The organism is Pseudomonas sp. A-RE-19, assembly GCF_019956555.1.
In the GTDB taxonomy this organism is placed as follows: domain Bacteria; phylum Pseudomonadota; class Gammaproteobacteria; order Pseudomonadales; family Pseudomonadaceae; genus Aquipseudomonas.
In genome coordinates this window covers 16,797-40,011 of record NZ_JAHBDQ010000026.1, presented here as the reverse complement: position 1 = coordinate 40,011, position 23,215 = coordinate 16,797, and the positions used below count along the sequence as shown (strand labels likewise).

At 58.9% G+C, this 23,215-nt stretch carries 21 protein-coding genes, 2 tRNA genes and 2 pseudogenes; 15 read left to right on the top strand and 10 right to left on the bottom strand.

Translation table 11 applies throughout. The features are described from left to right. Positions 1-39: 39 nt before the first annotated feature. Positions 40-810 (top strand): SDR family NAD(P)-dependent oxidoreductase, encoded by a 771-nt coding sequence (locus KGB14_RS17780; protein WP_223488051.1) that lies wholly within the window; start codon positions 40-42, stop codon positions 808-810. A 66-nt stretch (positions 811-876) separates the two neighbouring features. Then, positions 877-1,182, top strand: a complete 306-nt coding sequence (locus KGB14_RS17775) for a YkgJ family cysteine cluster protein (protein WP_007905822.1) — start codon at positions 877-879, stop codon at positions 1,180-1,182. Between the two features lie 137 nt (positions 1,183-1,319). Here the strand turns inward: KGB14_RS17775 and KGB14_RS17770 are convergent, their stop codons facing one another. The 6 genes from KGB14_RS17770 to hemA all read right to left on the bottom strand — a co-directional run bounded on the left by KGB14_RS17770 (position 1,320) and on the right by hemA (position 6,687). Beyond that, positions 1,320-1,838, bottom strand: a complete 519-nt coding sequence (locus tag KGB14_RS17770; protein ID WP_223488050.1) for an acyloxyacyl hydrolase — start codon at positions 1,836-1,838, stop codon at positions 1,320-1,322. Positions 1,839-1,942: 104 nt separating this feature from the next. Beyond that, positions 1,943-2,746 (bottom strand): glutamate racemase, encoded by an 804-nt coding sequence (murI, locus tag KGB14_RS17765; RefSeq protein WP_223488049.1) that lies wholly within the window; start codon positions 2,744-2,746, stop codon positions 1,943-1,945. Next, positions 2,739-3,494, bottom strand: a complete 756-nt coding sequence (locus KGB14_RS17760) for a molybdopterin-synthase adenylyltransferase MoeB (protein WP_223488048.1) — start codon at positions 3,492-3,494, stop codon at positions 2,739-2,741. The genes murI and KGB14_RS17760 overlap by 8 nt, the downstream gene beginning before the upstream one ends. After that, complete coding sequence (prmC, locus tag KGB14_RS17755) at positions 3,488-4,318, bottom strand: peptide chain release factor N(5)-glutamine methyltransferase (RefSeq protein ID WP_223488047.1); 831 nt, start codon at positions 4,316-4,318, stop codon at positions 3,488-3,490. The genes KGB14_RS17760 and prmC overlap by 7 nt, the downstream gene beginning before the upstream one ends. Next, entirely contained in the window at positions 4,319-5,401 is a 1,083-nt protein-coding gene (gene prfA, locus KGB14_RS17750; protein ID WP_223488046.1) for a peptide chain release factor 1, read from the bottom strand. It lies immediately after the preceding gene. Then, positions 5,398-6,687 (bottom strand): glutamyl-tRNA reductase, encoded by a 1,290-nt coding sequence (gene hemA, locus KGB14_RS17745; protein ID WP_223488045.1) that lies wholly within the window; start codon positions 6,685-6,687, stop codon positions 5,398-5,400. The genes prfA and hemA overlap by 4 nt, the downstream gene beginning before the upstream one ends. Before the next feature lie 182 nt (positions 6,688-6,869). Here hemA and KGB14_RS17740 point away from each other — a divergent pair, with 182 nt between their 5' ends. The 8 genes from KGB14_RS17740 (at position 6,870) to ychF (ending at position 13,790) form a co-directional block, all read left to right on the top strand. Then, positions 6,870-8,594, top strand: a complete 1,725-nt coding sequence (locus KGB14_RS17740) for a tetratricopeptide repeat protein (RefSeq protein ID WP_223488044.1) — start codon at positions 6,870-6,872, stop codon at positions 8,592-8,594. Between the two features lie 4 nt (positions 8,595-8,598). After that, on the top strand, positions 8,599-9,216 hold the full coding sequence (gene lolB / locus KGB14_RS17735) for a lipoprotein insertase outer membrane protein LolB (protein ID WP_223488043.1): 618 nt from the start codon (positions 8,599-8,601) through the stop codon (positions 9,214-9,216). Positions 9,217-9,218: 2 nt separating this feature from the next. Next, positions 9,219-10,070 carry a 4-(cytidine 5'-diphospho)-2-C-methyl-D-erythritol kinase gene (ispE, locus tag KGB14_RS17730; RefSeq protein WP_223488081.1) on the top strand — a complete coding sequence of 284 codons (852 nt, stop codon included), beginning with the start codon at positions 9,219-9,221 and terminating at the stop codon, positions 10,068-10,070. Positions 10,071-10,107: 37 nt separating this feature from the next. Then, positions 10,108-10,182: transfer RNA gene (locus KGB14_RS17725), tRNA-Gln, on the top strand. Between the two features lie 46 nt (positions 10,183-10,228). Beyond that, complete coding sequence (locus KGB14_RS17720; protein ID WP_003171603.1) at positions 10,229-11,170, top strand: ribose-phosphate pyrophosphokinase; 942 nt, start codon at positions 10,229-10,231, stop codon at positions 11,168-11,170. A gap of 142 nt (positions 11,171-11,312) precedes the next feature. Beyond that, positions 11,313-11,912 carry a 50S ribosomal protein L25/general stress protein Ctc gene (locus KGB14_RS17715; protein ID WP_223488042.1) on the top strand — a complete coding sequence of 200 codons (600 nt, stop codon included), beginning with the start codon at positions 11,313-11,315 and terminating at the stop codon, positions 11,910-11,912. A 169-nt stretch (positions 11,913-12,081) separates the two neighbouring features. Then, positions 12,082-12,666, top strand: coding sequence for an aminoacyl-tRNA hydrolase (gene pth, locus KGB14_RS17710; protein ID WP_046030136.1), 585 nt, complete (start codon positions 12,082-12,084; stop codon positions 12,664-12,666). Between the two features lie 23 nt (positions 12,667-12,689). Continuing rightward, the gene (ychF, locus tag KGB14_RS17705; protein ID WP_123501323.1) at positions 12,690-13,790 is read left to right on the top strand and encodes a redox-regulated ATPase YchF; all 1,101 of its coding nucleotides are present in this window, start codon (positions 12,690-12,692) and stop codon (positions 13,788-13,790) included. An 82-nt stretch (positions 13,791-13,872) separates the two neighbouring features. On the opposite strand, the gene KGB14_RS17700 is transcribed toward ychF, so the two are convergent. Continuing rightward, positions 13,873-15,087 carry an MFS transporter gene (locus KGB14_RS17700; RefSeq protein WP_223488041.1) on the bottom strand — a complete coding sequence of 405 codons (1,215 nt, stop codon included), beginning with the start codon at positions 15,085-15,087 and terminating at the stop codon, positions 13,873-13,875. Between the two features lie 323 nt (positions 15,088-15,410). Between KGB14_RS17700 and KGB14_RS17695 the strand changes: the two genes are divergently transcribed. After that, positions 15,411-17,468: a methyl-accepting chemotaxis protein gene (locus tag KGB14_RS17695; protein WP_223488040.1), complete on the top strand. Its 2,058-nt coding sequence runs from the start codon at positions 15,411-15,413 to the stop codon at positions 17,466-17,468. A gap of 116 nt (positions 17,469-17,584) precedes the next feature. Then, positions 17,585-17,661, top strand: a tRNA-Met gene (locus KGB14_RS17690). Positions 17,662-17,776: 115 nt separating this feature from the next. Here the strand turns inward: KGB14_RS17690 and KGB14_RS17685 are convergent. After that, entirely contained in the window at positions 17,777-18,886 is a 1,110-nt protein-coding gene (locus tag KGB14_RS17685; RefSeq protein WP_223488039.1) for a DUF2817 domain-containing protein, read from the bottom strand. A gap of 166 nt (positions 18,887-19,052) precedes the next feature. Between KGB14_RS17685 and ggt the strand changes: the two genes are divergently transcribed. The 3 genes from ggt to KGB14_RS17670 all read left to right on the top strand — a co-directional run bounded on the left by ggt (position 19,053) and on the right by KGB14_RS17670 (position 21,850). Continuing rightward, on the top strand, positions 19,053-20,897 hold the full coding sequence (gene ggt / locus KGB14_RS17680) for a gamma-glutamyltransferase (RefSeq protein WP_223488038.1): 1,845 nt from the start codon (positions 19,053-19,055) through the stop codon (positions 20,895-20,897). A gap of 275 nt (positions 20,898-21,172) precedes the next feature. Next, the gene (locus KGB14_RS17675; protein ID WP_223488037.1) at positions 21,173-21,475 is read left to right on the top strand and encodes a type II toxin-antitoxin system HigB family toxin; all 303 of its coding nucleotides are present in this window, start codon (positions 21,173-21,175) and stop codon (positions 21,473-21,475) included. A 3-nt stretch (positions 21,476-21,478) separates the two neighbouring features. After that, positions 21,479-21,850 carry a type II toxin-antitoxin system HigA family antitoxin gene (locus tag KGB14_RS17670; protein ID WP_223488036.1) on the top strand — a complete coding sequence of 124 codons (372 nt, stop codon included), beginning with the start codon at positions 21,479-21,481 and terminating at the stop codon, positions 21,848-21,850. A 34-nt stretch (positions 21,851-21,884) separates the two neighbouring features. Here the strand turns inward: KGB14_RS17670 and KGB14_RS28685 are convergent. Both KGB14_RS28685 and KGB14_RS28680 read right to left on the bottom strand, forming a co-directional pair. Continuing rightward, positions 21,885-22,316: pseudogene (locus KGB14_RS28685) on the bottom strand (methyl-accepting chemotaxis protein); the annotation flags it as partial. 156 nt (positions 22,317-22,472) lie between these two features. Beyond that, positions 22,473-23,111, bottom strand: a pseudogene (locus KGB14_RS28680) (PAS domain-containing protein); the annotation flags it as partial. Between the last annotated feature and the right edge of the window lie 104 nt (positions 23,112-23,215).

Here is a 23,215-nt window from a genome sequence, read left to right as displayed (position 1 = left end):
ACTGGGTCGGGAAATTGTCAGGTTAAAAAGGGAATTGGGATGAGTCTTACACCTCCAAGGCGATACTGGTTGACCGGCGCCAGCAACGGTATCGGTGCCGCGCTGGCCGAAGAAATATTGAAAACCGGTGCCCACCTGGCTGTCAGCTCCCGCTCGCTGGCACCATTGAAAGCCCTGTCTCAGCGTTATCCCGAACAGGTGCTGGTGGTTGCGGGGGATTTGACCAACAGTCAACAGGTGCGCGAAATCGGCGAGCAGATTGCAAAGCAATGGGGTTCTCTGGACACCATGATCCTCAACGCGGGCACCTGCGAATATGTCGATGCCAATCAGTTGGACTCGTCAATCATCGAGCACATCGTGCGCACCAACCTGCTTGCCAGCAGCTATTGCATTGAAGCCGCCCGGCCCCTGCTGCGGGCGGGCACTGCGCCGCATCTGGTGGGCATGGCCAGCTCGGTGACTTACCTGCCCTTGCCACGAGCCGAATCCTATGGCGATTCAAAGGCCGGGTTGCGTCATCTATTCGAGTCCTTACGCATCGACCTGGCCCAGAAAAACATCAAAATGACCGTGGTCAGCCCAGGGTTTACGGATACACCCCTGGACATCAACGTTCCGATGCACCTCGACTGGTCGGCGGACAAAGCTGCGCGATACCTCTTCGACATGCTCAAGCATCGGCCACTGGAACTCCCCTTGCCGGAGCTGCTCATGCCTGTCCTTTGGCCTCTGCCGCAAAAGCCCGACCAGACGGGACTGGAAATCGACAAGAGCATGGAGCGAAACAATCCGCCGATCGAAGATTAGCCGTGAAGCCTGAGCGTCCGTCAGGCCTTTCACACAGCGCGGGCCCACTGCCTTACACTGCGCGCCATGAAAACCATTCCCCACACGCAAATTGCCGAGCCTGCGGTCACCTGCTCAACCTGCGCGGCCTGCTGCTGCCAGCTTGAAGTGATGCTGATCACCGACACCGGTGTGCCCGAGCGCTTTATCGATACCGACGATTGGGGTGGGGAAGTCATGCTGCGGCTGGATGACGGTTGGTGCGCCGCGCTGGATCGCAACAGCATGATGTGCACCATCTACGAGAAACGTCCGCTGATCTGCCGGGAGTTCGAAATGGGCGCACCGGAATGCATCACCGAACGCCAGGGAATTGCGACGGCGTATCGGTGAGCGAATACATCAGGCCACCGAAGATCCAATGTGGGAGTGGGCTTGCTCGCGAAAGCGGATTGTCAGTCAACCTCAGTGTTGAATGTTAAATCGCATTCGCGAGCAAGCCCGCTCCCACATTAAAGGTGCAGTGTTGCTTACAACGGCATCGTGTAATGCAGCGCGTAACTCTCTACACCGTCGTTCGGACTGCTGATCCCCCCGTTTGAATAGTGGGTGGCGCGAACCCCGACTTCATGTCCGCCGGCAAAGCGCAAACCAAACCCGAAACGGTCTTCGAACTGAAAGGCACTGCCCAGCTTGTTGCCTTCGACCTCGGTGTTGGCAAACACCGCGATGCCGATACCTGCTTCAACGTAAGGTTTGATGGTCTGACCGGCAAACTCATACACCAGCACTGGCGAGAACGACAAACTGTGATTGCTCGCCGTGGTGTCACCCTCCCAGTAGGTGTAAGCGCCGCTCCAGTAACCGGTCAAACGACCGATATCGCTCTGCAGCCAACTCTTGTCCCAGTCGAATTGCATGCCCAATCGGTAGGTCATGGTCGAATCGCTGGTCTGACCAACCCCGAACTCCACCCCCGCCGCCTGTGCAGTAAAACTGTGCCCCATCAACGCGGTCGCAATCGCGGCCAAGCAGAATAGTCGCTTCATTAGAAACATCCTTTTCCGAACAATTTCGTATGGTTTTTTTTGTTGCTCAACCGACGACTCCATAGAAGCCGGCGTTTAATCAGAAGCTCCCCCCAATTATCCGTTTACGATGCGCGTTCCCCATCGAAGCTTCGCACAACGCCAGACATATTCCACAGTATCGGCAAGATATTTCTGAAATGCTCCGGATCGGCACTCGTCCAGAACCGGGCAGCGCGAGCAGGTCCCTCGGCCAGCAACTCACGCTCAGCCAGCAATCGTTGAAGCTGGCGCGCTACAGCCGCACCGGTATCGATCAGGCTGATGCTCTGGGGAATCATCTGCTTAAGCAGCGGCTTTAGAAAGGGATAATGCGTGCAGCCAAGAATGATCGTATCTGCACCTGCAGCCAGCAGCGGATCGACATACCCTTGCAGCAACTGACGCAATGCCTCGCTGTGCAAATCACCATTTTCAATCATCTCCACCAGCCCGGGGCATGGCTGAGTGATGACCCGCACATCGGTGGCAAAGCGGTCGAGCAACGCGGCGAACTTGGCGCTCTGCAAAGTGCCGGTGGTGGCGAGCACGCCGACCACACCGCTGCGCGTCGCCGCCGCGGCCGGTTTGACCGCGGGTTCCATGCCGACGATGGGCCACTCGGGGAAATCGCGCCGCAAGTCGGCAACGCCAGCCACCGTCGCCGTGTTGCAAGCCAGCACCAGTGCCTTGGCGCCCTGTTGCTGAAAGAACTGCGCCATGACACTGCAACGCTGACTAATGAATACCGGGGATTTCTCACCGTAGGGAATATTCCCGCAATCGCCGAAGTACAAAAGAGACTCGTTGGGCAACAGACGCTGGATCTCGGCCAGCACCGACAGCCCACCGACACCCGAATCGAACACTCCAATCGGCGCTTCACGCATGGCTTGACCCGCAGACGCTGCAGCCCGGATCACGCTTGACCCGCAATTCACGGAAGCGCGTACCCAAGGCATCGATTAATAACAGACGCCCCACCAGTGGTTCACCGAACCCCACCAGCAATTTCAGCGCTTCGAGGGCTTGCAGGCTACCGACCAGGCCCACCAGCGGACCGAGCACACCGGCCTCGCTGCAGGTCAGCTCGGCTTCGCTGCCGTGCCCGTATAAACAGTGGTAGCACGGGCTTTGTGGACGACGAGGGTCGAAGACCGACAATTGCCCTTCCAGCCGAATCGCCGCACCGCTGACCAATGGTTTGCGCGCAGCCACACATGCGGCATTGACCGCTTCACGGGTGGAAAAATTATCGGAACAGTCCAGCACCAGATCCACCGCCGCCACCGCCGCTGCCAGGGAATCTTCATCCAGGGCGGTGCGATGGGCGATCAGCTGAATCTCGGGGTTGATCGCGGTCAGACGACGGATCGCCGAATCGACCTTGCTCAGGCCGACGCTGTCGGTGTCATGAACGATCTGGCGTTGCAGATTGGTCAGGTCGACCGTGTCGAAATCCGCCAGATGCAGCTCACCGACACCGGCCGCCGCCAGGTACAGCGCAACAGGTGAGCCGAGGCCTCCGAGGCCGACGATCAGTACGCGGCTTTCCTTGAGTCGCAACTGGCCGTCGATATCGACGTGTTGCAGCAGAATCTGTCGGCTGTAGCGCAGCAATTCCTGATCGTTCAGCACGGCAAGCGCCCCAGACTGATGCGTTGGTGACCGCCCAGATCGGTGCGGCTGTGGACGTCTTCAAAACCACGGGTCAGCAATAAGTCGCGCACGGCCTCGGCTTGATCGTAGCCGTGTTCGAGCATCAACCAGCCACCCGCTTCAAGGTGATCCGGTGCCTGGGCGACGATCAGACGCAGATCGTCGAGCCCATCGACGCCGGCGACCAAAGCGCTGGCCGGTTCGAAGCGCACGTCGCCTTCTACCAGATGCGGATCGGTCGAAGCAATGTAGGGCGGGTTGCTGATGATCAGCTGAAAACGCTGGCCTTCCAAAGCGCTGAACCAATGACTGCTCAGCACCGTGGCGTTGCTCAGGTGCAGGCGCTGGCGATTGCGCTCGGCCAGGGCCACGGCTTCCAGCACGCGATCCACGGCGGTGACGTTCCAGGCCGGACGCTCGCTGGCCAGCGCCAGGGCGATGGCGCCACTGCCAGTGCCCAAATCGAGCACCCTGGCCGGTTTGGCCGGCAACAGCTCCAGCGCGGCTTCTACCAGCAATTCGGTGTCGGGACGCGGAATCAGCGTGTGGGGCGCGACTTCCAGGTCGAGTTTCCAGAAGCCTTGCTGCCCCAGAATATAGGCCACCGGCTCACCGCTACGACGGCGTTGCAGGTACTCGGCAAACTTCAGTGCCGCTTCGCTCGGAACGATACGTTCAGGCCAGGTGTGCAGAAAGCTGCGGGACTTGCCCAAGGCCGCCGCCAGCAGCAATTCGGCATCCAGACGCGCGGTGGGCGAGTCGGGTAAATCGGCGGCGCGCAGCAAACTGGCAATGATCGTCATTTACTCACCTATCGCCGCCAATTGGTCGGCCTGGTACTCGGCCAGCAACGGTTCGATCACCGCATCCACGCCACCGGCGAGAATCTCGTCGAGCGAATACAGCGTCAGGTTGACCCGGTGATCGGTGACCCGGCCCTGGGCAAAGTTATAGGTGCGGATCCGCTCGGAGCGATCCCCCGAACCTACCAGCAATTTACGCTCGCTGGCGATGGCATTGGCCGCTGCGCTGGTCTGTTGGTCGTTGAGCTTGGCTGACAGCCAGGACATCGCCCGGGCGCGGTTCTTGTGCTGGGAACGTTCTTCCTGGCACTCAACGACAATACCGGACGGCAAGTGTGTGATACGAATCGCCGAGTCGGTCTTGTTGACGTGCTGACCACCGGCACCGGAGGAGCGATAGGTGTCGACCCGCAGATCCGCCGGGTTGATCTCGATCGCTTCCTGCTCATCCGGCTCGGGCAATACCGCAACAGTGCAGGCCGAGGTATGGATGCGACCCTGGGATTCAGTGGCCGGAACCCGTTGTACACGGTGCGCGCCCGATTCGAATTTCAGCTTGCCATACACGTTATCGCCTTCGACCCGGGCAATGACTTCTTTATAGCCGCCGTGTTCGCCCTCGTTCTCCGAGAGAATCTCTACCCGCCAGCCACGCCGCTCGGCATAACGCGAATACATGCGGAACAGGTCGCCGGAGAAAATCGCCGCCTCGTCACCGCCGGTGCCGGCGCGGATTTCGAGAAACACGTTGCGCCCGTCGTTGGGGTCCTTGGGCAGCAGCATGCGTTGCAGGCTGGCTTCGATTTCGATCAATTGTTCCTTGGCTTCGCGGACTTCTTCCACGGCCATTTCGCGCATGTCCGGGTCGCTGTCCTTGAGCAGTGCCTGAGCCCCTTCGAGATCGCCCTGCACTTTAAGCAGCTGTTTATAGGTGCCAACGATCGGCTCGACTTCCGCATATTCCTTGGAATAGGTACGGAATTTGTTCTGATCGGAAATGACCTCGCCATCGCCAAGCAGGGCGGTCAATTCCTCGAAACGGTCCTGGAGGATGTCCAGCTTATTGAGCAGTGACGCTTTCATTGCGGTTTTTTATCCGAAAAGCTATCCGATGAGCCCTCACCGAGGGCAAAGAGTTCCTGGGCCATGGCCAGCGCATCGAGGCGACCTTCGGCTGAGAGCTTTTTCAACTGCACGCTCGGTGCGTGCAAGAGTTTGTTGGTCAGGCCGCGAGCCAGTTGCACCAGAACATCCTCGGCGCTGCTGCCGTTGGCGAGCATGCGTTGGGCTTTGAGCAACTCTTCGTCGCGCATGCGCTCGCTTTGTTGACGATAGGCCTTGAGCACATCCACCGCCGCCAGTTCGCGCAGGCGAACCATGAAGTCTTCGGCACCGACCGACACCATCTCTTCGGCGGCCTGGGCAGCGCCCTGACGGCTCTTGAGGTTTTCGGCGACCACTTCGTGAAGATCGTCGACGCTATACAGGTAAACGTCGTCCAACTCGCCAACTTCCGGCTCGATATCCCGAGGGACGGCGATATCCACCATGAAGATCGGCTTGTGCTTGCGCAACTTCAAGGCACTTTCCACCGCACCTTTACCGAGAATCGGCAACTGGCTGGCGGTGGAACTGATGACGATGTCGCTGCGCACCAGTTCTGCCGGGATGTCCGAGAGCAGCACCGCGTGGGCGCCGAACTGTTCGGCCAGGATGCTCGCGCGCTCCAGCGTGCGGTTGGCGACCACGATTCGCTTCACCCCCAGCTCATGCAGATGGCGGGCGACCAGGGTGATGGTCTCGCCGGCGCCGATCAGCAAAGCCTGGCTGCGTTGCAAATCACTGAAAATCTGTTTCGCCAGGCTGACCGCGGCAAACGCCACGGACACCGGGTTTTCGCCGATGGCGGTGTCGGTTCGCACCTGTTTGGCCGCATTGAACGTGGCCTGGAACAGCCGCCCGAGCAGTGGGCCGATGGTGCCGGCTTCTCGCGCTACGGCGTAGGCCGATTTCATCTGACCGAGAATCTGCGGTTCGCCCAACACCAGCGAATCGAGCCCGGAGGCGACCCGCATCATGTGACGAACTGCCGCATCATCTTCGTGCACATAAGCGCTCGCGCGCAGCTCATCGAGGCTCAAATGATGATAATCGGCCAGCCAGCGCAATATGATGTCAGCCGAAAGGTGATCCTGTTCTATGTACAGTTCACTGCGATTGCAGGTGGAGAGGATCGCAGCTTCGCGGCTGTCGGTGAGTCGGCAGAGCTGCTGCAAGGCCTCAACCAGCTGCTCAGGGGTAAAGGCCACGCGCTCGCGGACGTCTACTGACGCAGTCTTGTGGTTAATACCGAGTGCAAGGAAGGCCATTCAAAGTCGCTGATGGTGACGTGAAGCCGGCAATTGTCCTACTTCGACAGAGCCAGAACAACTACCGCTGACTATTGCGCCAATTACCTGCCCCTATAAAGGCATCCATCGACACTCGGTTATGTTTGGTCGAAGGCTTGTGTCATGATGATCCGACCGCAGGTTAGTCGTCCTCTTCCTATATGAATAGATCCTCCGCGTTGCTCCTTGCTTTTGTCTTCCTAAGCGGCTGTCAGGCCTTGGCTCCCGTTTCATCGGACGGTACGCCGCCGGTCGAAGACAGCACTCCGGCCCCTGAAAAGCCCAAGGTTTACAGCTCGTTCAGTGAAGAAACCATCTTCAGCCTGTTGAGCGCCGAACTGGCTGGCCAGCGCAATCGCTACGACATTGCCCTGGACAACTACGTGACCCAGGCCATCAATACCCAGGACCCAGGCATCTCCGAGCGGGCATTTCGCATTGCCGAGTACCTGGGCGCCGATCAGGCCGCCCTCGACACCGCGCTGATCTGGGCAAAAAACTCCCCGAACGATCTGGAGGCGCAACGGGCGGCTGCCGTGCAACTCGCCCGCGCCGGGCGTTACGACGAATCCATGGTCTATATGGAGAAAGTCCTGCAAGGCAAAGGCGATACGCATTTCGACTTCCTCGCCTTGTCCGCGGCCGATACCGATCAGGAAACCCGCAACGGTCTGATGAAAGGTTTTGACCGCCTGCTGCAGCGCCATCCGCACAACAATCAACTGATTTTCGGCAAAGCCTTGCTGCTGCAACAGGACGGCGATGCCAAGGGCGCGCTGACCCTCCTTGAAGACAATCCGCCGGAAGAAGGCGAAATAGCGCCGATCCTGCTGCGCGCGCGCCTGCTGCAAGGGCTCCACCGTGGTGATGAGGCCTTGCCCCTGCTGCAAAAAAGCATCAAGAAATACCCGGATGACAAACGCCTGCGCCTGACCTACGCGCGCCTGCTGGTTGAACAGGACCGCATGGACGACGCCAAAGCCGAGTTCTCGAGCCTGGTGCAGCAATACCCGGAAGATGACGAACTGCGTTATTCCCTGGCGCTGGTCTGCCTGGAAGCCAAGGCCTGGGACGAGGCCAAAGGTTACCTGGAAGAATTGATCGCTCGGGAAAGCCATGTCGATTCGGCACACCTGAACCTGGGACGTATCGCTGAAGAGCGTAACGACCCTCAAGGCGCGCTGATCGAGTACGCCCAGGTCGGGCCGGGCAACGATTTCCTGCCGGCGCAATTGCGTCAGGCCGATATCCTGATGAACAACGGCAAGACCGCCGAAGCCCAAAGCCGCCTGGCGGCCGAGCGCGACGAGCAACCCGATTACGCGATCCAGTTGTACCTGATCGAAGCCGAAACCCTGTCCGCCAACAAGCAGGGCGACAAGGCCTGGAAAGTCTTGCAGCAAGCCCTGCAGCAATACCCGGACGATCTGAATCTGCTGTATACCCGGGCCATGCTGGCGGAAAAACGCAATGATCTGGCGCAGATGGAAAAAGACCTGCGACTGATCATCAAGCGCGACCCGGACAATGCCATGGCGTTGAACGCCCTCGGCTACACCCTGTCCGACCGCACCACGCGCTACGCCGAAGCCAAAGCCTTGATCGAACAGGCGCACCAGCTCAACCCGGAAGACCCGGCGGTACTCGACAGCCTCGGCTGGGTGAATTTCCGCCTGGGCAACCTCGATGAAGCCGAGCGTTATTTGCGCCAGGCACTGGAACGCTTCCCCGATCAGGAAGTCGCCGCTCACCTGGGTGAAGTCCTGTGGGCCAATGGCAAACAGCGCGAAGCCAAGAAAATCTGGAGCAAGTTCCTCAAGGAACAGCCCGACAGCCCCACCCTGCGCGGCACTATCAAGCGCCTGACCGGATCAGAGACTCTCTAAGATTATGTTTTTGCGCCACATCATCGTTTTCAGCTTCATCGCCCTGCTCGCCGGTTGCGCGGGTTTCGGTGCCCGTGAATCGGTCCAGGGTCAAGGCAACCCGGCCCAATGGCGCGAGCACAAACAGCAACTGACCAGTCTCGACGGCTGGCAGATCAACGGCAAGATCGGCATTCGCGCGCCAAAAGATTCGGGCAGTGGCACGTTGTTCTGGCTGCAACGCCAGGATTACTACGACATCCGCCTATCCGGCCCGCTGGGTCGTGGCGCGGCCCGCTTGACCGGTCGCCCGGGCAAAGTCTCGCTGGAAGTGGCCAATCAGGGCCGCTATGACGCGCAGACTCCGGAAGCACTGGTCGAAGAGCAACTGGGCTGGAAATTGCCGGTATCCCACCTGGCGTGGTGGGTTCGTGGGCTCCCGGCCCCGGACAGCAAGAGTCGCCTGACCCTGGATGTCGACAGCCGCCTGGCCAGCCTCGAACAGGATGGCTGGCAGGTCGAGTACCTCAGCTATGCCGAGCAAAACGGCTACTGGCTGCCCGAGCGGATCAAACTGCACGGCACCGACCTTGATGTCACGCTGGTGATCAAGGAATGGCAACCACGCAAATTGGGGCAGTGACCATGACTGCACCACGCCTGACTCTGCCTTCGCCTGCCAAGCTCAACCTGATGCTGCATATCCTCGGTCGCCGTGAAGACGGTTACCACGAATTGCAGACGATTTTTCAGTTCCTCGATTACGGCGATGAAATCACCTTTGCCGTTCGCGACGATGGCGTGATTCGGCTGCACACCGAATTCGCCGACGTCCCACACGACAGCAATCTAATTGTTCGAGCTGCAAAAAAACTTCAGGAGCAATCCGGTTGCTCACTGGGCATCGACATCTGGATCGAAAAAATCCTGCCCATGGGCGGTGGAATCGGTGGTGGCAGTTCGAATGCGGCAACCACATTGCTGGGCCTTAATCATCTCTGGCAACTGGATTGGGATGAGGATCGGCTGGCCGCGCTGGGCCTGACGCTTGGCGCCGACGTCCCGGTTTTCGTGCGTGGACACGCGGCTTTTGCCGAGGGCGTGGGGGAGAAACTCACCCCCGTAGACCCCGAAGAACCGTGGTATCTCGTGCTGGTGCCGCAAGTATCTGTAAGTACAGCAGAAATTTTTTCAGATCCACTGTTGACACGTAACACTCCTCCCATTAAAGTGCGCCCCGTTCCCAAGGGAAACAGTCGAAATGACTGCTTGCCGGTGGTAGCAATGCGTTATCCAGAGGTACGTAACGCATTGAATTTGTTAGGTAAATTTACCGAAGCAAAACTCACCGGAACTGGAAGTTGTGTGTTTGGGGGCTTCCCAAGCAAAGCTGAAGCTGATAAAGTCTCGGCCCTTCTGACAGAGACCCTTACAGGGTTTGTAGCAAAAGGAAGCAACGTTTCGATGTTGCATCGCAAGCTGCAAAGTCTGCTCTAAAAGGAATCGAGTACTGGGTACTCGTTGCAACAGATACAGGGGCGTCGCCAAGCGGTAAGGCAGCAGGTTTTGATCCTGCCATGCGTTGGTTCGAATCCAGCCGCCCCTGCCATTTTCCTATACTCATCCAGGTTACCCTCAGCCTTCAGGTACTGCGCGTGTCCAAGATGATGGTCTTTACGGGGAACGCTAACCCCGATCTGGCTCGGCGTGTTGTACGTCAGCTGCATATCCCTCTCGGTGACATCTCTGTCGGTAAGTTTTCCGACGGCGAAATTACTGCCGAGATCAATGAAAACGTCCGCGGTAAAGACGTCTTCATTATTCAGCCGACCTGCGCTCCGACTAACGATAACCTGATGGAACTGGTAGTGATGGCTGATGCCTTCCGCCGCTCCTCGGCTACTCGTATCACTGCTGTTATTCCTTACTTTGGTTATGCCCGTCAGGATCGCCGTCCGCGTTCCGCACGTGTGGCTATCAGCGCGAAAGTCGTTGCTGACATGCTTACCGTAGTCGGCATCGACCGTGTTCTCACGGTTGATCTGCATGCTGACCAGATTCAGGGTTTCTTCGATATTCCGGTAGATAACATCTACGGCTCCCCGGTACTGGTGGATGACATTGAAGATCAGCGCTTCGAAAACCTGATGATCGTGTCCCCGGACATTGGTGGCGTCGTGCGTGCACGGGCTGTTGCCAAATCCCTGGGCGTGGACCTCGGGATCATCGACAAACGCCGTGAGAAAGCCAATCACTCTGAAGTGATGCATATCATCGGTGATGTCGAAGGGCGTACCTGTATTCTGGTCGATGACATGGTCGATACCGCCGGCACTCTGTGCCACGCGGCCAAGGCCCTGAAAGAGCATGGCGCTGCCAAGGTTTTCGCCTACTGCACGCACCCTGTGCTGTCGGGTCGGGCGATCGAAAACATTGAAAATTCCGTGCTGGACGAGCTGGTGGTGACCAACACCATCCCGCTGTCCGCTGCAGCACAAGCCTGTGCGCGTATCCGCCAACTGGATATCGCACCGGTAGTTGCCGAGGCGGTCCGCCGCATCAGCAATGAAGAATCGATCAGCGCGATGTTCCGTTAAGGGCCCTGCCCTTTTCATTACATCTTGTTGACGAAAAGCGCCCCGCCCCGGCATTCCTGTCGGGGCGGGGCTTTTTTGCCCATATCGCCTTTAGCGCTGGTCGCAAACGCTGGGGCGAATGTGGTTATTTTGGAGATACAACATGAACGAATTTACTCTGAATGCTGAAGTGCGTTCCGACCTGGGGAAAGGTGCGAGCCGCCGCCTGCGTCGTCTCGCAAGCCTGGTTCCAGCTGTAGTTTACGGTGGCGAAAAAGCCCCTGAATCCATCAGCATGCTGGCCAAAGAAGTTGCCAAACTGCTCGAAAACGAAGCGGCTTACAGCCACATCATCGAGCTGAACGTTGGCGGCACCAAGCAAAACGTAATCATCAAGGCTCTGCAGCGTCACCCGGCCAAAGGCCACGTGATGCACGCTGACTTCGTACGCGTAGTTGCCGGCCAAAAGCTGACCGCTATCGTTCCTGTGCACTTCATCAACGAAGCTGCTCCAGTGAAGAAAGGCGGCGAGATTTCGCACGTTGTTGCTGAAATCGAAGTGTCCTGCCTGCCAAAAGATCTGCCTGAATTCATCGAAGTTGACTTGGCTGATGCCGAAGTCGGCTCGATCATTCACCTGTCCGACCTCAAAGCCCCTAAAGGCGTTGAGTTTGTTGCTCTGGCTCACGGTAACGACCTGGCTGTTGCCAACGTTCACGCTCCACGTGTTGCTCCAGAAGCTGCAGAAGGCGCTGCAGAGTAATTTCACTCTGTACGCCGGAGTGACCGGAAACATCGCGGACTAGAGCGTAGCGAGAAAGCGGGCGAGAACGCGGAGTTTACATAATGGTAAATGAGCACTTGTCGTCCGCTTTCGCCGCACTCCCTGAAGGCGGCGATGTTATCCACCACTTCAAGGAAGGGCCCCTATCGTGACTGCCATCAAACTGATCGTTGGCCTGGGAAATCCAGGCGCTGAATACGAACAGACCCGGCATAACGCAGGGGCCCTTTTTGTTGAGCGCATCGCGAACGCACAAGGCGTAAACCTTGTGGCCGATCGCAAATATTTCGGCCTGACCGGGCGCTATTCGCATCAGGGTCAGGATGTTCGTCTACTGATTCCCACCACCTACATGAACCGCAGCGGCCAGGCCGTCGCGGCACTTGCCGGCTTCTTTCGCATAAAGCCGGAAGAAATTCTGGTGGCGCATGACGAACTCGACCTGCCTCCGGGCGTTGCCAAACTTAAACAGGGCGGCGGCCATGGCGGTCACAACGGGTTGCGCGACATCATTGCGCAACTGGGTAATCAGAATACCTTTCACCGCTTGCGGCTTGGCATTGGCCACCCGGGCGTTGCCAGTATGGTTTCAAACTTCGTCCTGGGTCGTGCGCCACGCGCCGAACAGGAAAAACTCGATGCCAGCATCGACTTTGCCCTCGGCGTGCTGCCGGATATCCTCGCGGGTGAATGGAACCGCGCGATGAAAAACCTGCACAGCCAGAAGGCCTGACTCTAACTCCTCGGGGAAATACCATGGGATTCAATTGCGGCATCGTCGGCCTGCCTAACGTCGGGAAGTCCACCCTGTTCAACGCCCTGACCAAATCCGGGATCGCGGCCGAGAACTTTCCCTTCTGCACCATCGAGCCGAACACCGGTATCGTGCCGATGCCGGATCCGCGTCTGGAAGCCCTGGCGGTCATCGTCAATCCCAAGCGCATCCTGCCGACTACCATGGAGTTCGTCGACATCGCTGGCCTGGTTGCCGGCGCCTCGAAAGGTGAAGGCCTGGGCAACAAATTCCTCGCCAACATCCGCGAGACCGATGCCATCGCCCACGTGGTCCGCTGCTTCGAAGACGAGAACGTGATTCACGTCTCCAACAGCGTCGACCCGAAACGCGACATCGAAATCATCGACCTGGAACTGATCTTCGCCGACCTCGACAGCTGCGAGAAGCAACTGCAGAAAGTCGCCCGTAACGCCAAGGGTGGTGACAAGGACGCCGTGGTCCAGAAAGGCCTGCTGGAACAACTGATCGCTCACTTCACCCTCGGCAAGCCAGCACGCACGCTGATGAAGAACATGGGCGCCGACGACAAAGCGGTGATTCGTGGCTTCCATCTGCTGACCACCAAGCCGGTCATGTACATCGCCAACGTCGCTGAAGACGGTTTCGAGAACAACCCGCTGCTGGACATCGTCAAAGCCATCGCCGAAGAAGAAGGCGCCATGGTGGTTCCGGTCTGCAACAAGATCGAAGCCGAAATCGCCGAGCTGGAAGACGGCGAAGAGAAAGACATGTTCCTCGAAGCCTTGGGCCTTGAAGAGCCTGGCCTGAACCGCGTAATCCGCGCCGGCTACGAAATGCTGCACCTGCAGACCTACTTCACTGCCGGTGTCGAAGAAGTCCGCGCCTGGACCGTCCGCGTCGGCGCTACCGCACCACAAGCCGCTGGCGTGATCCACACCGACTTCGAAAAAGGCTTCATCCGCGCCGAAGTCATCGCCTATGACGACTTCATCCAGTACAAGGGCGAAGCCGGCGCCAAGGAAGCCGGTAAATGGCGCCTGGAAGGCAAGGATTACATCGTGAAAGACGGCGATGTGATGCACTTCCGTTTCAACGTGTAAAAACACCCGCGCAAGAAAAAGCCGCGTTCATACGCGGCTTTTTTGTGCCTGTTGTCTCCCCTCCCCTACGGGTCGGTCGTGTTCAGGCTTTTTTGGTTCTTGGCAGGAAGATCGCCAATACCCCAAGGAGCGGCAAGAACGAACACAGGAAGTAGACGTACTCAATGCCGCGAATATCCGCCAGATGCCCGAGCAATGCCGCGCCAATCCCGCCGAAGCCAAACATCAGGCCGAAGAACACCCCGGCAATCATCCCGACATTGCCCGGCACCAGCTCTTGTGCATACACCACGATGGCGGAGAACGCCGAGGCCAGAATGAAACCGATCACCACGCTCAACACACTGGTCCAGAACAGGTCCACATGGGGCAACAGCAGCGTGAACGGCGCTACACCGAGGATCGAGAACCAGATCACCGCCTTGCGCCCGATCTTGTCGCCGATCGGCCCACCGAAGAAGGTCCCCGCCGCTACCGCACCGAGAAACAGGAACAGATGCAGCTGCGAGCTGGCCACCGACAGGTCGAACTTTTCGATCAGGTAGAACGTGAAGTAACTGGTGAAACTGGCCATGTAGAAATACTTGGAGAACACTAATAACCCGAGTACCACCAACGCGCTGATCACCCGGCCTTTCGACAAGCCGTGAGTCGCGGCCTGACCTTGTTTGAGTTTGAACAGGTTCAAGTGATTGGCGTACCAACGGCTGATCCGGTACAGCACGAACAACGCAAACACCGCAAACAATCCGAACCAGGCCACATGACCCTGACCGTAGGGAATGATGATCGCCGCCGCCAGCAACGGCCCGAAGGCCGAGCCCGCATTACCGCCGACCTGAAACGTCGATTGCGCCAAGCCGAAGCGCCCCCCCGAAGCCAGTCGCGCCACGCGAGAAGCTTCCGGGTGAAAGGTCGAAGAGCCAATACCGATCAACCCCGCCGCCAACAGAATCATCGGGAAGCTACCGACTACCGACATCATTAGAATGCCGATCAGTGTGCAAACGCTACCGGCGGGCAATAGCCAGGGTTTGGGATGACGATCCGTGTGGTAACCGACCCACGGCTGCAACAGCGAGGCTGTCAGTTGAAAGGTCAGAGTGATCAGACCGACCTGGGTGAAGGTCAGGCCGTAATTGGCCTTGAGCATCGGATAGATCGATGGCAGCACCGACTGAATCAGGTCGTTGATCAGATGCGCCAGCGCGACCGCGCCGATGATGCGCATGACCAGCGGACTGCTTTGTGAAGTGGCGGGCGCCGACGTGGCGGACTGGACATTGCTGATGGCCATGAGAGTTTCCGTACTGCGGATGGGTGCGCACTGGCAGGTCGGTCAATGTGCCATTTTTCGGTGCAACAGCGCCATCCCCTTAGCCTGCTAACGACCTGAAAAAATAAGGTGATAGCGCAACGCCATGGTCTGAATCTTGCCTTGCTTATCCGCTTCAACGCGGCCCCTTACAAAGGGGACCGAGAATGGGAAGTTTCGCTACAGAGTCGGCCTACAGAGCGGACCAAGGTGAACTTTCGAGGCCTTTTAGAAGGGCACAAGTCGCGGTCGCACCGGCCTCGACGCACGCCAATGGTGCGTGGTGTCCAGAGGAGTCATGAGGCATGCAGGCTTTTTTATCACCGGGGATCGGGCTGCTGGGGCGTTTCGGCTTCGCACGCAAATTTCAGCTGCTGTTTCTGCTGTTTATCCTGCCACTCGCGGGCAGCCTGTGGATGATCGGCCAGGACTATCGTGACAAGTTGAGCCTGATCTCGGGCGAACGCGCCGGGGTTCGTCAATTGCTCGCCCTGGATGCGCTCGACAACCTGCTCGCCGCCCAGCGTGACCGCGCCGCACGCTGGCGCGCCACTGAAACCAATCGCCAACCGACGCCGGCCACGCTCGCCGCGATGGCCGCGTTCGACGCGGTTCAGCCAGCCGTCGTCCAAGCCACCACGGACCTCGGTAACACCCTGAAAACCGAAGACGCCGAGGGCGCGACACTCACCCGCTATCAGGCCCTGCAAACCGCCCTCACCGGCCTGGACTCGAAAAGCCTGAGCAGCGTCGGCTGGTGGCCGGACGGTTACGATCGTTTCACCAACGCCTTGAGCGCCCTGCAGGCCTTGCGTGAACAAATCGCCATGGACAATCGCCTGACCCTCGCACCGTGGCTGGAAACCTGGTTGCTGACGCAGATTTCCACCCAGCATGCACCGGACCTGATCGAACGGGTCGGTCGCCTCGCCGCGGTCGGCCAGGCATCGGTGGTGTCCGGGCAGTTCACCCTGCAAAGCCGTCTGCAACTGCGAGACTTGCGCAGCCGCATCGGCGATGCCCGGGAGCAGTTGGTGAAAACCGCCAGCCTGCTGGAAGCACGCCTGCCCAGCGCCCTGCAAGCCTGGGCCGGGCAATACCACGACAGCCTCAAACACCTGGATGCCGGTTTGAAAGTACTGGACGATGGCGTCTTCGGCGGCAGCATCAACCTTAAACCGGAAGACTTCGAACACAGCCTCGATGCCCTTCTCGGCGACCTCGCCTCGCTACGTCAGCAATCGTTGATTTCGCTGGATCAACGGCTGGATTATTACCATGGCTCGGCCATCCGTCAGTTCATCCTGGTGGCGACAATCTTTGGCTGCCTGCTGCTGGCAGCGCTGTACCTGTTCATCTGTTTGCAGGCCTCGATCCGTCGCAGCGCCAGCGGCATCACGCTGTTGGCCGAAGCATTGCGTGACGGCAACCTGAGCCTGCAAGTGCCGGTGCAAGGCCGCGACGAACTGGCGGCGATCAGCACCGCGCTCAATGTCGCGGTGGTGCAACTGCGCAACAGTCTGCTGGGGGTCGACCACGAAACGTTGCAACTGAGCAATGCGGTACGCACCCTCAACGATCACTCCAGTGGTGCTCTCGGTGAAGTCGAGGCTCAGCAGCTGCAGATCAGCCAGATCGCCGCTGCGGCCACGCAACTGGCGGCCACCTCTCAAGGTGTCGCTCAGAGCTGCGAACAGGCTTCCGGCAGCGCTCAGCACACCCAACGCATTGCCGCCGACAGCAGCCGCGACAGTCAACGCACGACGGCGAGCATTCAGCAGCTCAATCAGCGTTTGAACGAGACTGCGGCGGCATTGGGTCGGGTCAGCGAGCAAGGGCAACAGATTCAACTGGTGGTCGATACCATTCGCGGCGTGGCCGAGCAGACCAACCTGCTGGCCCTCAACGCCGCTATCGAAGCCGCACGGGCCGGTGAGCAAGGTCGTGGCTTTGCCGTAGTGGCCGATGAAGTGCGCAGCCTGTCGCAACGCACCCAGTCCTCCACCGCGCAAATCGCCGGCACCGTCGACAGCTTGCGCAACACCGTGAATGAGGCGGTCAGCCTGATGGAAGCCGCCTGCGGCCAGGCACAATCGGATGCGCTAGCGGTCACCGGTCTCGGCGAGCGACTGGGGGAAATCGCCAGCGCGGTGCAAAGCGTCACCGATACCCTGGCGCAGATCGCCACCGCCGTTGAAGAGCAAGCGAGCACCGCCGATGAAGTCAGCGGCAACATCCAGCAAGTCGATCAGGCGGCGGTACGCTTGCTTGAAGGCGCACGGGCGGTGAACCTCGCGGCAGATACCTTGAGCCAGGGCAGCAAGGCCTTGAGTGCGAATACCGGGAGATTTCAGCTCGTTTGACACCCTCCGCTGGCCCGATTTTTCGGGTCAGCGGGATAAGCGGTTGAAAGTGTGGAGAAATATTTTAGATTTACGCTTGACGCATCTTCGTTCCAGGTGAATAATGCGCGCCACTTGGCTACATAGCTCAGTTGGTTAGAGCATAGCATTCATAATGCTGGGGTCCGGGGTTCAAGTCCCTGTGTAGCCACCAAGTACTAAAAACGGCTTACCGAAAGGTAGGCCGTTTTTTTATGCCTCGAGAAAAGTGGCATTCGTTTCAGGACGTTGATCTCCCTGACGACAGCCCACAGCACACGTGAGCCGTATCAGTAGCGAATCGTCGGCAACGCTGACAATGCCCGTTCCCATATCTGCCAGGTACGAAGCCAGACCATGGCCTGCCAGTCGCTGTCCGCGGGATAGAACTGCTCGAGCAAATTCAGTTTGATCCCACGCCCCACCGCATCAGTCGGGTCGCCATGCAGATGCAACCAATGATCATCGCGCAGATGACGATGCACGTCCGCCCCCGGATAAGTCCCGCACTCGATAACGAACGGCATCAGCCTTACTGACGGCAGAGCATCAATTAACGCCTGTGAGGTGTAGCCAGTTGCCGTTGCAGCCACACCGGTTTCGCTCAAGGTGTCAGCCCCCGTCAATAGCGTATAGAGCCACGGCCCGTAAATGGCCTGCGCATCGGCGAGCGCCGGATAAGCGGACTCGGTGATGGTCAGCAGCATGGGATGACCGTACTCCCCCGCACCGGTGTGCAAGTCGAAACACATCGCGACATCGGCGTGAGCAACATGCTGTTGAAGGATCTGGTGCAATGTGCGGTTCGACCAGCCTGGCGCCAGCCCGCCATAGAACAAACCATCGGGGTGGCTGTGCTGGCCGCCTTCGACGATCGACATCACTGCCGGCCAGCCGTGTTCGCGGATCTGCTCATCGAGCAAGGCATCGGCGCGATCACGCTCTGGTCCCTTTAACTGAGAGCAGGCATAAATCTCATGCAACGCTGTGTAGGCCTGATTGTCCGGCAACGGACGCTCGAAGTTCAGGTGATTGCGGTTCAGGTCGATGTTGTCTTCGTTGACTCGTCGCAGCCAGGCGGTGCCCCAGGGATTGATCAGGTGAACCATCACCACCGCCACATCGGCCGGCAGGGAACGCTTGCCCAGCTCCTGTAACCACTTGATCTGACACTCCGAACCATAGAAGCCTTCGACGCCATGGGTGCCGCTCAGCACAATCAGCAGGCGTTTGGCGCCAGGATCGCCCAGTACCGCCACATCAGTGCTCAGAGACTCTGCGAAAGGCCCCTTGAGCGGATGCGGGTACTCGGTCAGCGTCGCGCCAGCCGCGGTCGCTACCGTCAGGAATTGTTCACGTAGCTCACGGTAACTTGGCTGGGTTGGAAACTCCGTCTGCATGTCTGCCTCTTGTTGATCTTCTGGCCAGTCTGTTGCCCTCGACCCTACAGAAAACATCTCGGTTGATGAAGGGCAAAAGTATCTTTGCTGTGGACTGTGGTTTGCGTCCCTCCCTTGCGGCCGATAAAGTCCCCTGACCTTTTATCCCACGGACGGAGTGCCCCGCGTGTTCTCAGCCTTCCATTTGAGCCGCTATCGCCTGTCAGCCCTGTCGCTGATCGCCACCGCTTTAACCCTCGTCGCCTGCAACGCCCCGCCCACTTCACCATCAGTCTCTAGCCTGCCGGTCGCGCCGGAAATCGCCTCCGGTTATCGCGCCGACCTGCAAACCCGGCACGCCTCGAAACACATGGCTGCAGCCGCCAACCCTTTAGCGGCCGAAGCCGGGCGGGAAATGCTGCGTGAGGGCGGCTCGGCGATTGATGCGGCCATTGCCATGCAAGCGGTGTTGACGCTGGTCGAGCCGCAATCGTCGGGTATCGGCGGCGGTGCATTGATTGTGCTGTGGGATGGCAAAGCTGTGCGCACCTACGACGGTCGCGAAACCGCTCCGGCCGGCGCCACCGAAAAACTGTTCCTGCAAGCCGACGGCAAACCGATGCCGTTCACCCAGGCGCAGATCGGCGGGCGATCAGTGGGTACGCCGGGTGTGTTGCGGGCGCTGGAGCTGGCGCATCGCAAGCATGGTCGCCTGCCGTGGGCGAAGCTGTTCGAACCCGCCATCAAACTCGCGGAACAAGGCTTTGCCATTTCGCCACGCCTGCATCAATTGATCGCGGCGGACGCGTTCATCCAGCGCTCGCCGGACATGGCCGCCTACTTCCTGAATACCGATGGCAGCCCGAAAGCTATTGGTACGCCACTGAAAAACCCGGCACTCGCCGCCGTGTTCAAGCGTATCGCCAAGGAAGGTCCCGACGCGTTGTACAAAGGCCCGATCGCAAAAGAGATCGTCGCCAAGGTTCAGGGCCACGCCAACCCCGGCAGCCTGGCGCTGAACGATCTCCAAGGCTATAAGGCCAAGGAACGCGCGCCGTTGTGCACCGACTACAAACGCTGGCAGGTCTGTGGCATGCCGCCACCGTCGTCGGGTGGAATCGCCGTGGCGCAAATCCTCGGCACCTTGCAAGCGCTGGAAAGCCGCGACCCGCACTTTGCCCTGGCGCCACTCAAACCGGTCAAGACCCGCAAACCGGCGGGCATCGAACCCGCCCCTGAAGCCGTGCATTTGATCGCCGAAGCCGAGCGCCTGGCTTACGCCGACCGTGCGCAATACGTCGCCGATACCGATTTTGTACCCGTACCGGTCAAAGGCCTGGTCGACCCGACTTACCTGGCCAGCCGCGCAGCCTTGATAGGTGATCGCAGCATGGGCATGGCCAAGCCCGGCACCCCTCCCGGCATTCAGGTCGCCTATGCACCCGACCGCTCGCCGCTGCGCATTTCCACGTCACAAGTGGTGGCGGTCGATGACGAAGGCGGCGCTGTGTCCATGACCACCACCGTGGAAGCGGCATTCGGCTCGCACCTGATGGTTCAGGGTTTTGTGCTCAACAACCAGATGACCGACTTCTCGTTCATCCCCGAAGAGAACGGACAAAAAGTCGCCAACCGCGTCGAACCGGGTAAACGCCCCCGCTCGTCCATGGCGCCCACGCTGATCTTCGACCGTCGGAGCGGCGAATTCCTGGCCACCGTCGGCTCTCCCGGTGGCTCGCAGATCATCGAATACGTGGCCAAATCCACCATCGGCCTGCTCGACTGGAACCTCGACCCGCAGGCAGCCATCAGCCTGCCCAACTTCGGCAGCCGTAACGGCCCGACGGAACTGGAACAAGGGCAGTTCAGCGCTGAGCTGATTCAGGCGCTGAAGGACAAAGGACACAACGTGAACGAGATCGACATGACCAGCGGGACTCAAGCGATTGTTCGGGTCAAGGATGCGCAGGGGAAAGCTGCGTTGGCCGGCGGGGCCGATCCACGGCGTGAGGGGGAAGCGTTGGGGGATTGAGTCGTACGCGCGAATAAGAAAAGGCTTACCGGGAGGTAAGCCTTTTTTATTGGTAAAGAATCCTGATCAAGTATCTCGCATAGCCTTTTCCTACCCTCAAATTGCTACCCATTAGATAGAGTATGAAACCTATTTTTTAGCTCGAAGGCCCTGTTAACCCATCTCATCAAATCAGCTGTCGGCAGTGCCTGATTGCAGGAGTCGATTTTACTCTCCACATGTCGACTACTCCGCCACAACTTGCACAAGTCCCACCGCGGGACTAGGATTATGTCATGAGAATCATCGCCATCAGTCAGCTGAAAAGTTTTTGGGAGCGATACCCGGACTCAGAACAATCTTTTCTGGCCTGGATTGACGAATCAAGGAAAGCGGACTGGAAGACGCCTGCTGACATCAAGGCACACTTTGCCACCGCCAGCATTCTCAAAAGTCGCAGAGTCGTGTTCAACATCAAGGGCAATGACTTTCGGTTAGTAGTCGCGGTGGCCTATCGCTTCGGCGCTGTGTACATAAAATTTGTCGGCACCCACAAGCAGTACGATGGGATCGACGCTGATACCGTCGAAATGGAGTAACCCATGAACATTCATCCAATTCACACCGACGAGGACTACCGTACAGCCCTCAAGAACGTATCTGCACTTTTCAACAATGAGCCTGAACCGGGAACCCCCGAAGGCGATTACTTCGACATCATGATTACTCTCATCGAAGCCTATGAAGCGAAGCAATTTCCGGTCGACCTGCCCACTCCGATCGACGCGATCAAATTTCGCATGGAGCAGTCCGGCCTGTCCGCAGCTGATCTGGCTCCAGCCATTGGCCGGACAAACCGGGTTTATGAAGTGCTCAACGGCAAGCGCGCATTAACGCTTCCAATGATCTGGAAGCTTCATGATCTATTCGGGATACCGGCAGAAAGCCTGATCAAGCCGCAGAAGCAGGCCTGATCTTTTTAGGGCTACTCACGCCGGACAGATAACATCAAGTCGATAACTGATTGGCAAACTGCCCAACCGCGTTCACCACTTTCTGCGCCCCGTCCTGGATCTCGACGATCACCGTGCCCGCCTCCGCCGCCAATGCCAGCCCCTGCTCGGCCTGGAGTTTGCCATCGGTCATCAGGGCCACGGCGTTGCGCGCCATGTCCTGGTTCTGGCGTACAACGCCGACGATTTCGTCGGTCGCCTGGCTGGTGCGCGAGGCCAGTTGCCGGACTTCATCTGCCACCACGGCAAAACCTCGACCCTGTTCACCGGCACGCGCCGCTTCGATGGCCGCGTTGAGCGCCAGCAGGTTGGTCTGTTCGGCGATGCCACTGATGGTTTTGACGATGGTGCCGATCACCAATGATTGTTCGTTCAGCGCTTCAATGCCTTCGCCAGCGGTTTGCATGTGCCTGGCCAGATCACGCATCACGTCCACCGCTTGAGTCACCACGGTCGTACCGCGCTGGGCGCTGTTGTCGGTTTGCAGGGAAGTGCTGTAGGCAATGTTGGCCGCTTCGGCGACGGCCTGCTCTTGATTGACCTGATCGGTTATCACCGTGGCGAATTTCACCACTTTGTAGAGCTTGTTGTTGGCGTCGACCACCGGGTTGTAGGAAGCCTCCAGCCAGACCTCGCGACCATGGCTGTCGATACGCTTGAAACGACCGGCCACGAACTCGCCAGCGTTCAGGCGGCGCCAGAAGTTCTGATACTCGGCGCTGTTGTATTCCTCTGGCGCGCAGAAGGTGCGGTGATGTTTGCCCTGGATCTGCGCCAGGCTGTAACCCATGCCATTGAGGAACCGTTCGTTGGCTGTCAGCACGTTGCCATTGAGATCGAACTCGATGACCGCCGTCGAGCGCACCAGCGCGCCGATCAGGTTCTCGTGTTCGCGGGAGGCCTCGATGGTACGGGTCAGGTCGCTGGAATAAATCGAGAAGTGTTTGATCCGGCCGTCCGAGGAGCGCACCGGTTGCATGATCGAACGCAACCAGGCTTCGACACCATTACCGCGCAGCAAACGGACCGCGCCGGCAAAGTGCTCGCCACGGGTTATCGCGGCCTTGAAGCGGTGGTGGAATTCATCTGATTTCACATGGACCGGGACGATATCTTCGATGTGCCTGCCGACCAGATCGTTGCCCTTGTAGAGCATCTCACCCATGAAGTTCTGGTTGGCCGATTGAATCCGCCCATCGGGATCGAGGGTCAGGACCAGCATCTCGCTGTCCAGGCTCTCCTTGATTTGCTGAAGGCTGGAGAGTTCTTCGCGAAGAGCCGACAGCTCCTGCTTCAAGCGTTTGTTGAACATGGGAAGTACCGATG

Coding starts and splice junctions, on each gene's coding strand:
- KGB14_RS17740 (WP_223488044.1), top strand. CDS start 6,870: ATGAATAGATCCTCCGCGTTGCTCCTTGCTTTTGTCTTCCTAAGCGGC.
- murI (WP_223488049.1), bottom strand. CDS start 2,746: ATGCGTGAAGCGCCGATTGGAGTGTTCGATTCGGGTGTCGGTGGGCTG.
- prmC (WP_223488047.1), bottom strand. CDS start 4,318: ATGACGATCATTGCCAGTTTGCTGCGCGCCGCCGATTTACCCGACTCG.
- KGB14_RS17700 (WP_223488041.1), bottom strand. CDS start 15,087: ATGGCCATCAGCAATGTCCAGTCCGCCACGTCGGCGCCCGCCACTTCA.
- KGB14_RS17715 (WP_223488042.1), top strand. CDS start 11,313: ATGAACGAATTTACTCTGAATGCTGAAGTGCGTTCCGACCTGGGGAAA.
- prfA (WP_223488046.1), bottom strand. CDS start 5,401: ATGAAAGCGTCACTGCTCAATAAGCTGGACATCCTCCAGGACCGTTTC.
- lolB (WP_223488043.1), top strand. CDS start 8,599: ATGTTTTTGCGCCACATCATCGTTTTCAGCTTCATCGCCCTGCTCGCC.
- KGB14_RS17675 (WP_223488037.1), top strand. CDS start 21,173: ATGAGAATCATCGCCATCAGTCAGCTGAAAAGTTTTTGGGAGCGATAC.
- KGB14_RS17685 (WP_223488039.1), bottom strand. CDS start 18,886: ATGCAGACGGAGTTTCCAACCCAGCCAAGTTACCGTGAGCTACGTGAA.
- KGB14_RS17775 (WP_007905822.1), top strand. CDS start 877: ATGAAAACCATTCCCCACACGCAAATTGCCGAGCCTGCGGTCACCTGC.
- KGB14_RS17670 (WP_223488036.1), top strand. CDS start 21,479: ATGAACATTCATCCAATTCACACCGACGAGGACTACCGTACAGCCCTC.
- KGB14_RS17780 (WP_223488051.1), top strand. CDS start 40: ATGAGTCTTACACCTCCAAGGCGATACTGGTTGACCGGCGCCAGCAAC.
- KGB14_RS17695 (WP_223488040.1), top strand. CDS start 15,411: ATGCAGGCTTTTTTATCACCGGGGATCGGGCTGCTGGGGCGTTTCGGC.
- KGB14_RS17770 (WP_223488050.1), bottom strand. CDS start 1,838: ATGAAGCGACTATTCTGCTTGGCCGCGATTGCGACCGCGTTGATGGGG.
- ispE (WP_223488081.1), top strand. CDS start 9,219: ATGACTGCACCACGCCTGACTCTGCCTTCGCCTGCCAAGCTCAACCTG.
- ychF (WP_123501323.1), top strand. CDS start 12,690: ATGGGATTCAATTGCGGCATCGTCGGCCTGCCTAACGTCGGGAAGTCC.
- hemA (WP_223488045.1), bottom strand. CDS start 6,687: ATGGCCTTCCTTGCACTCGGTATTAACCACAAGACTGCGTCAGTAGAC.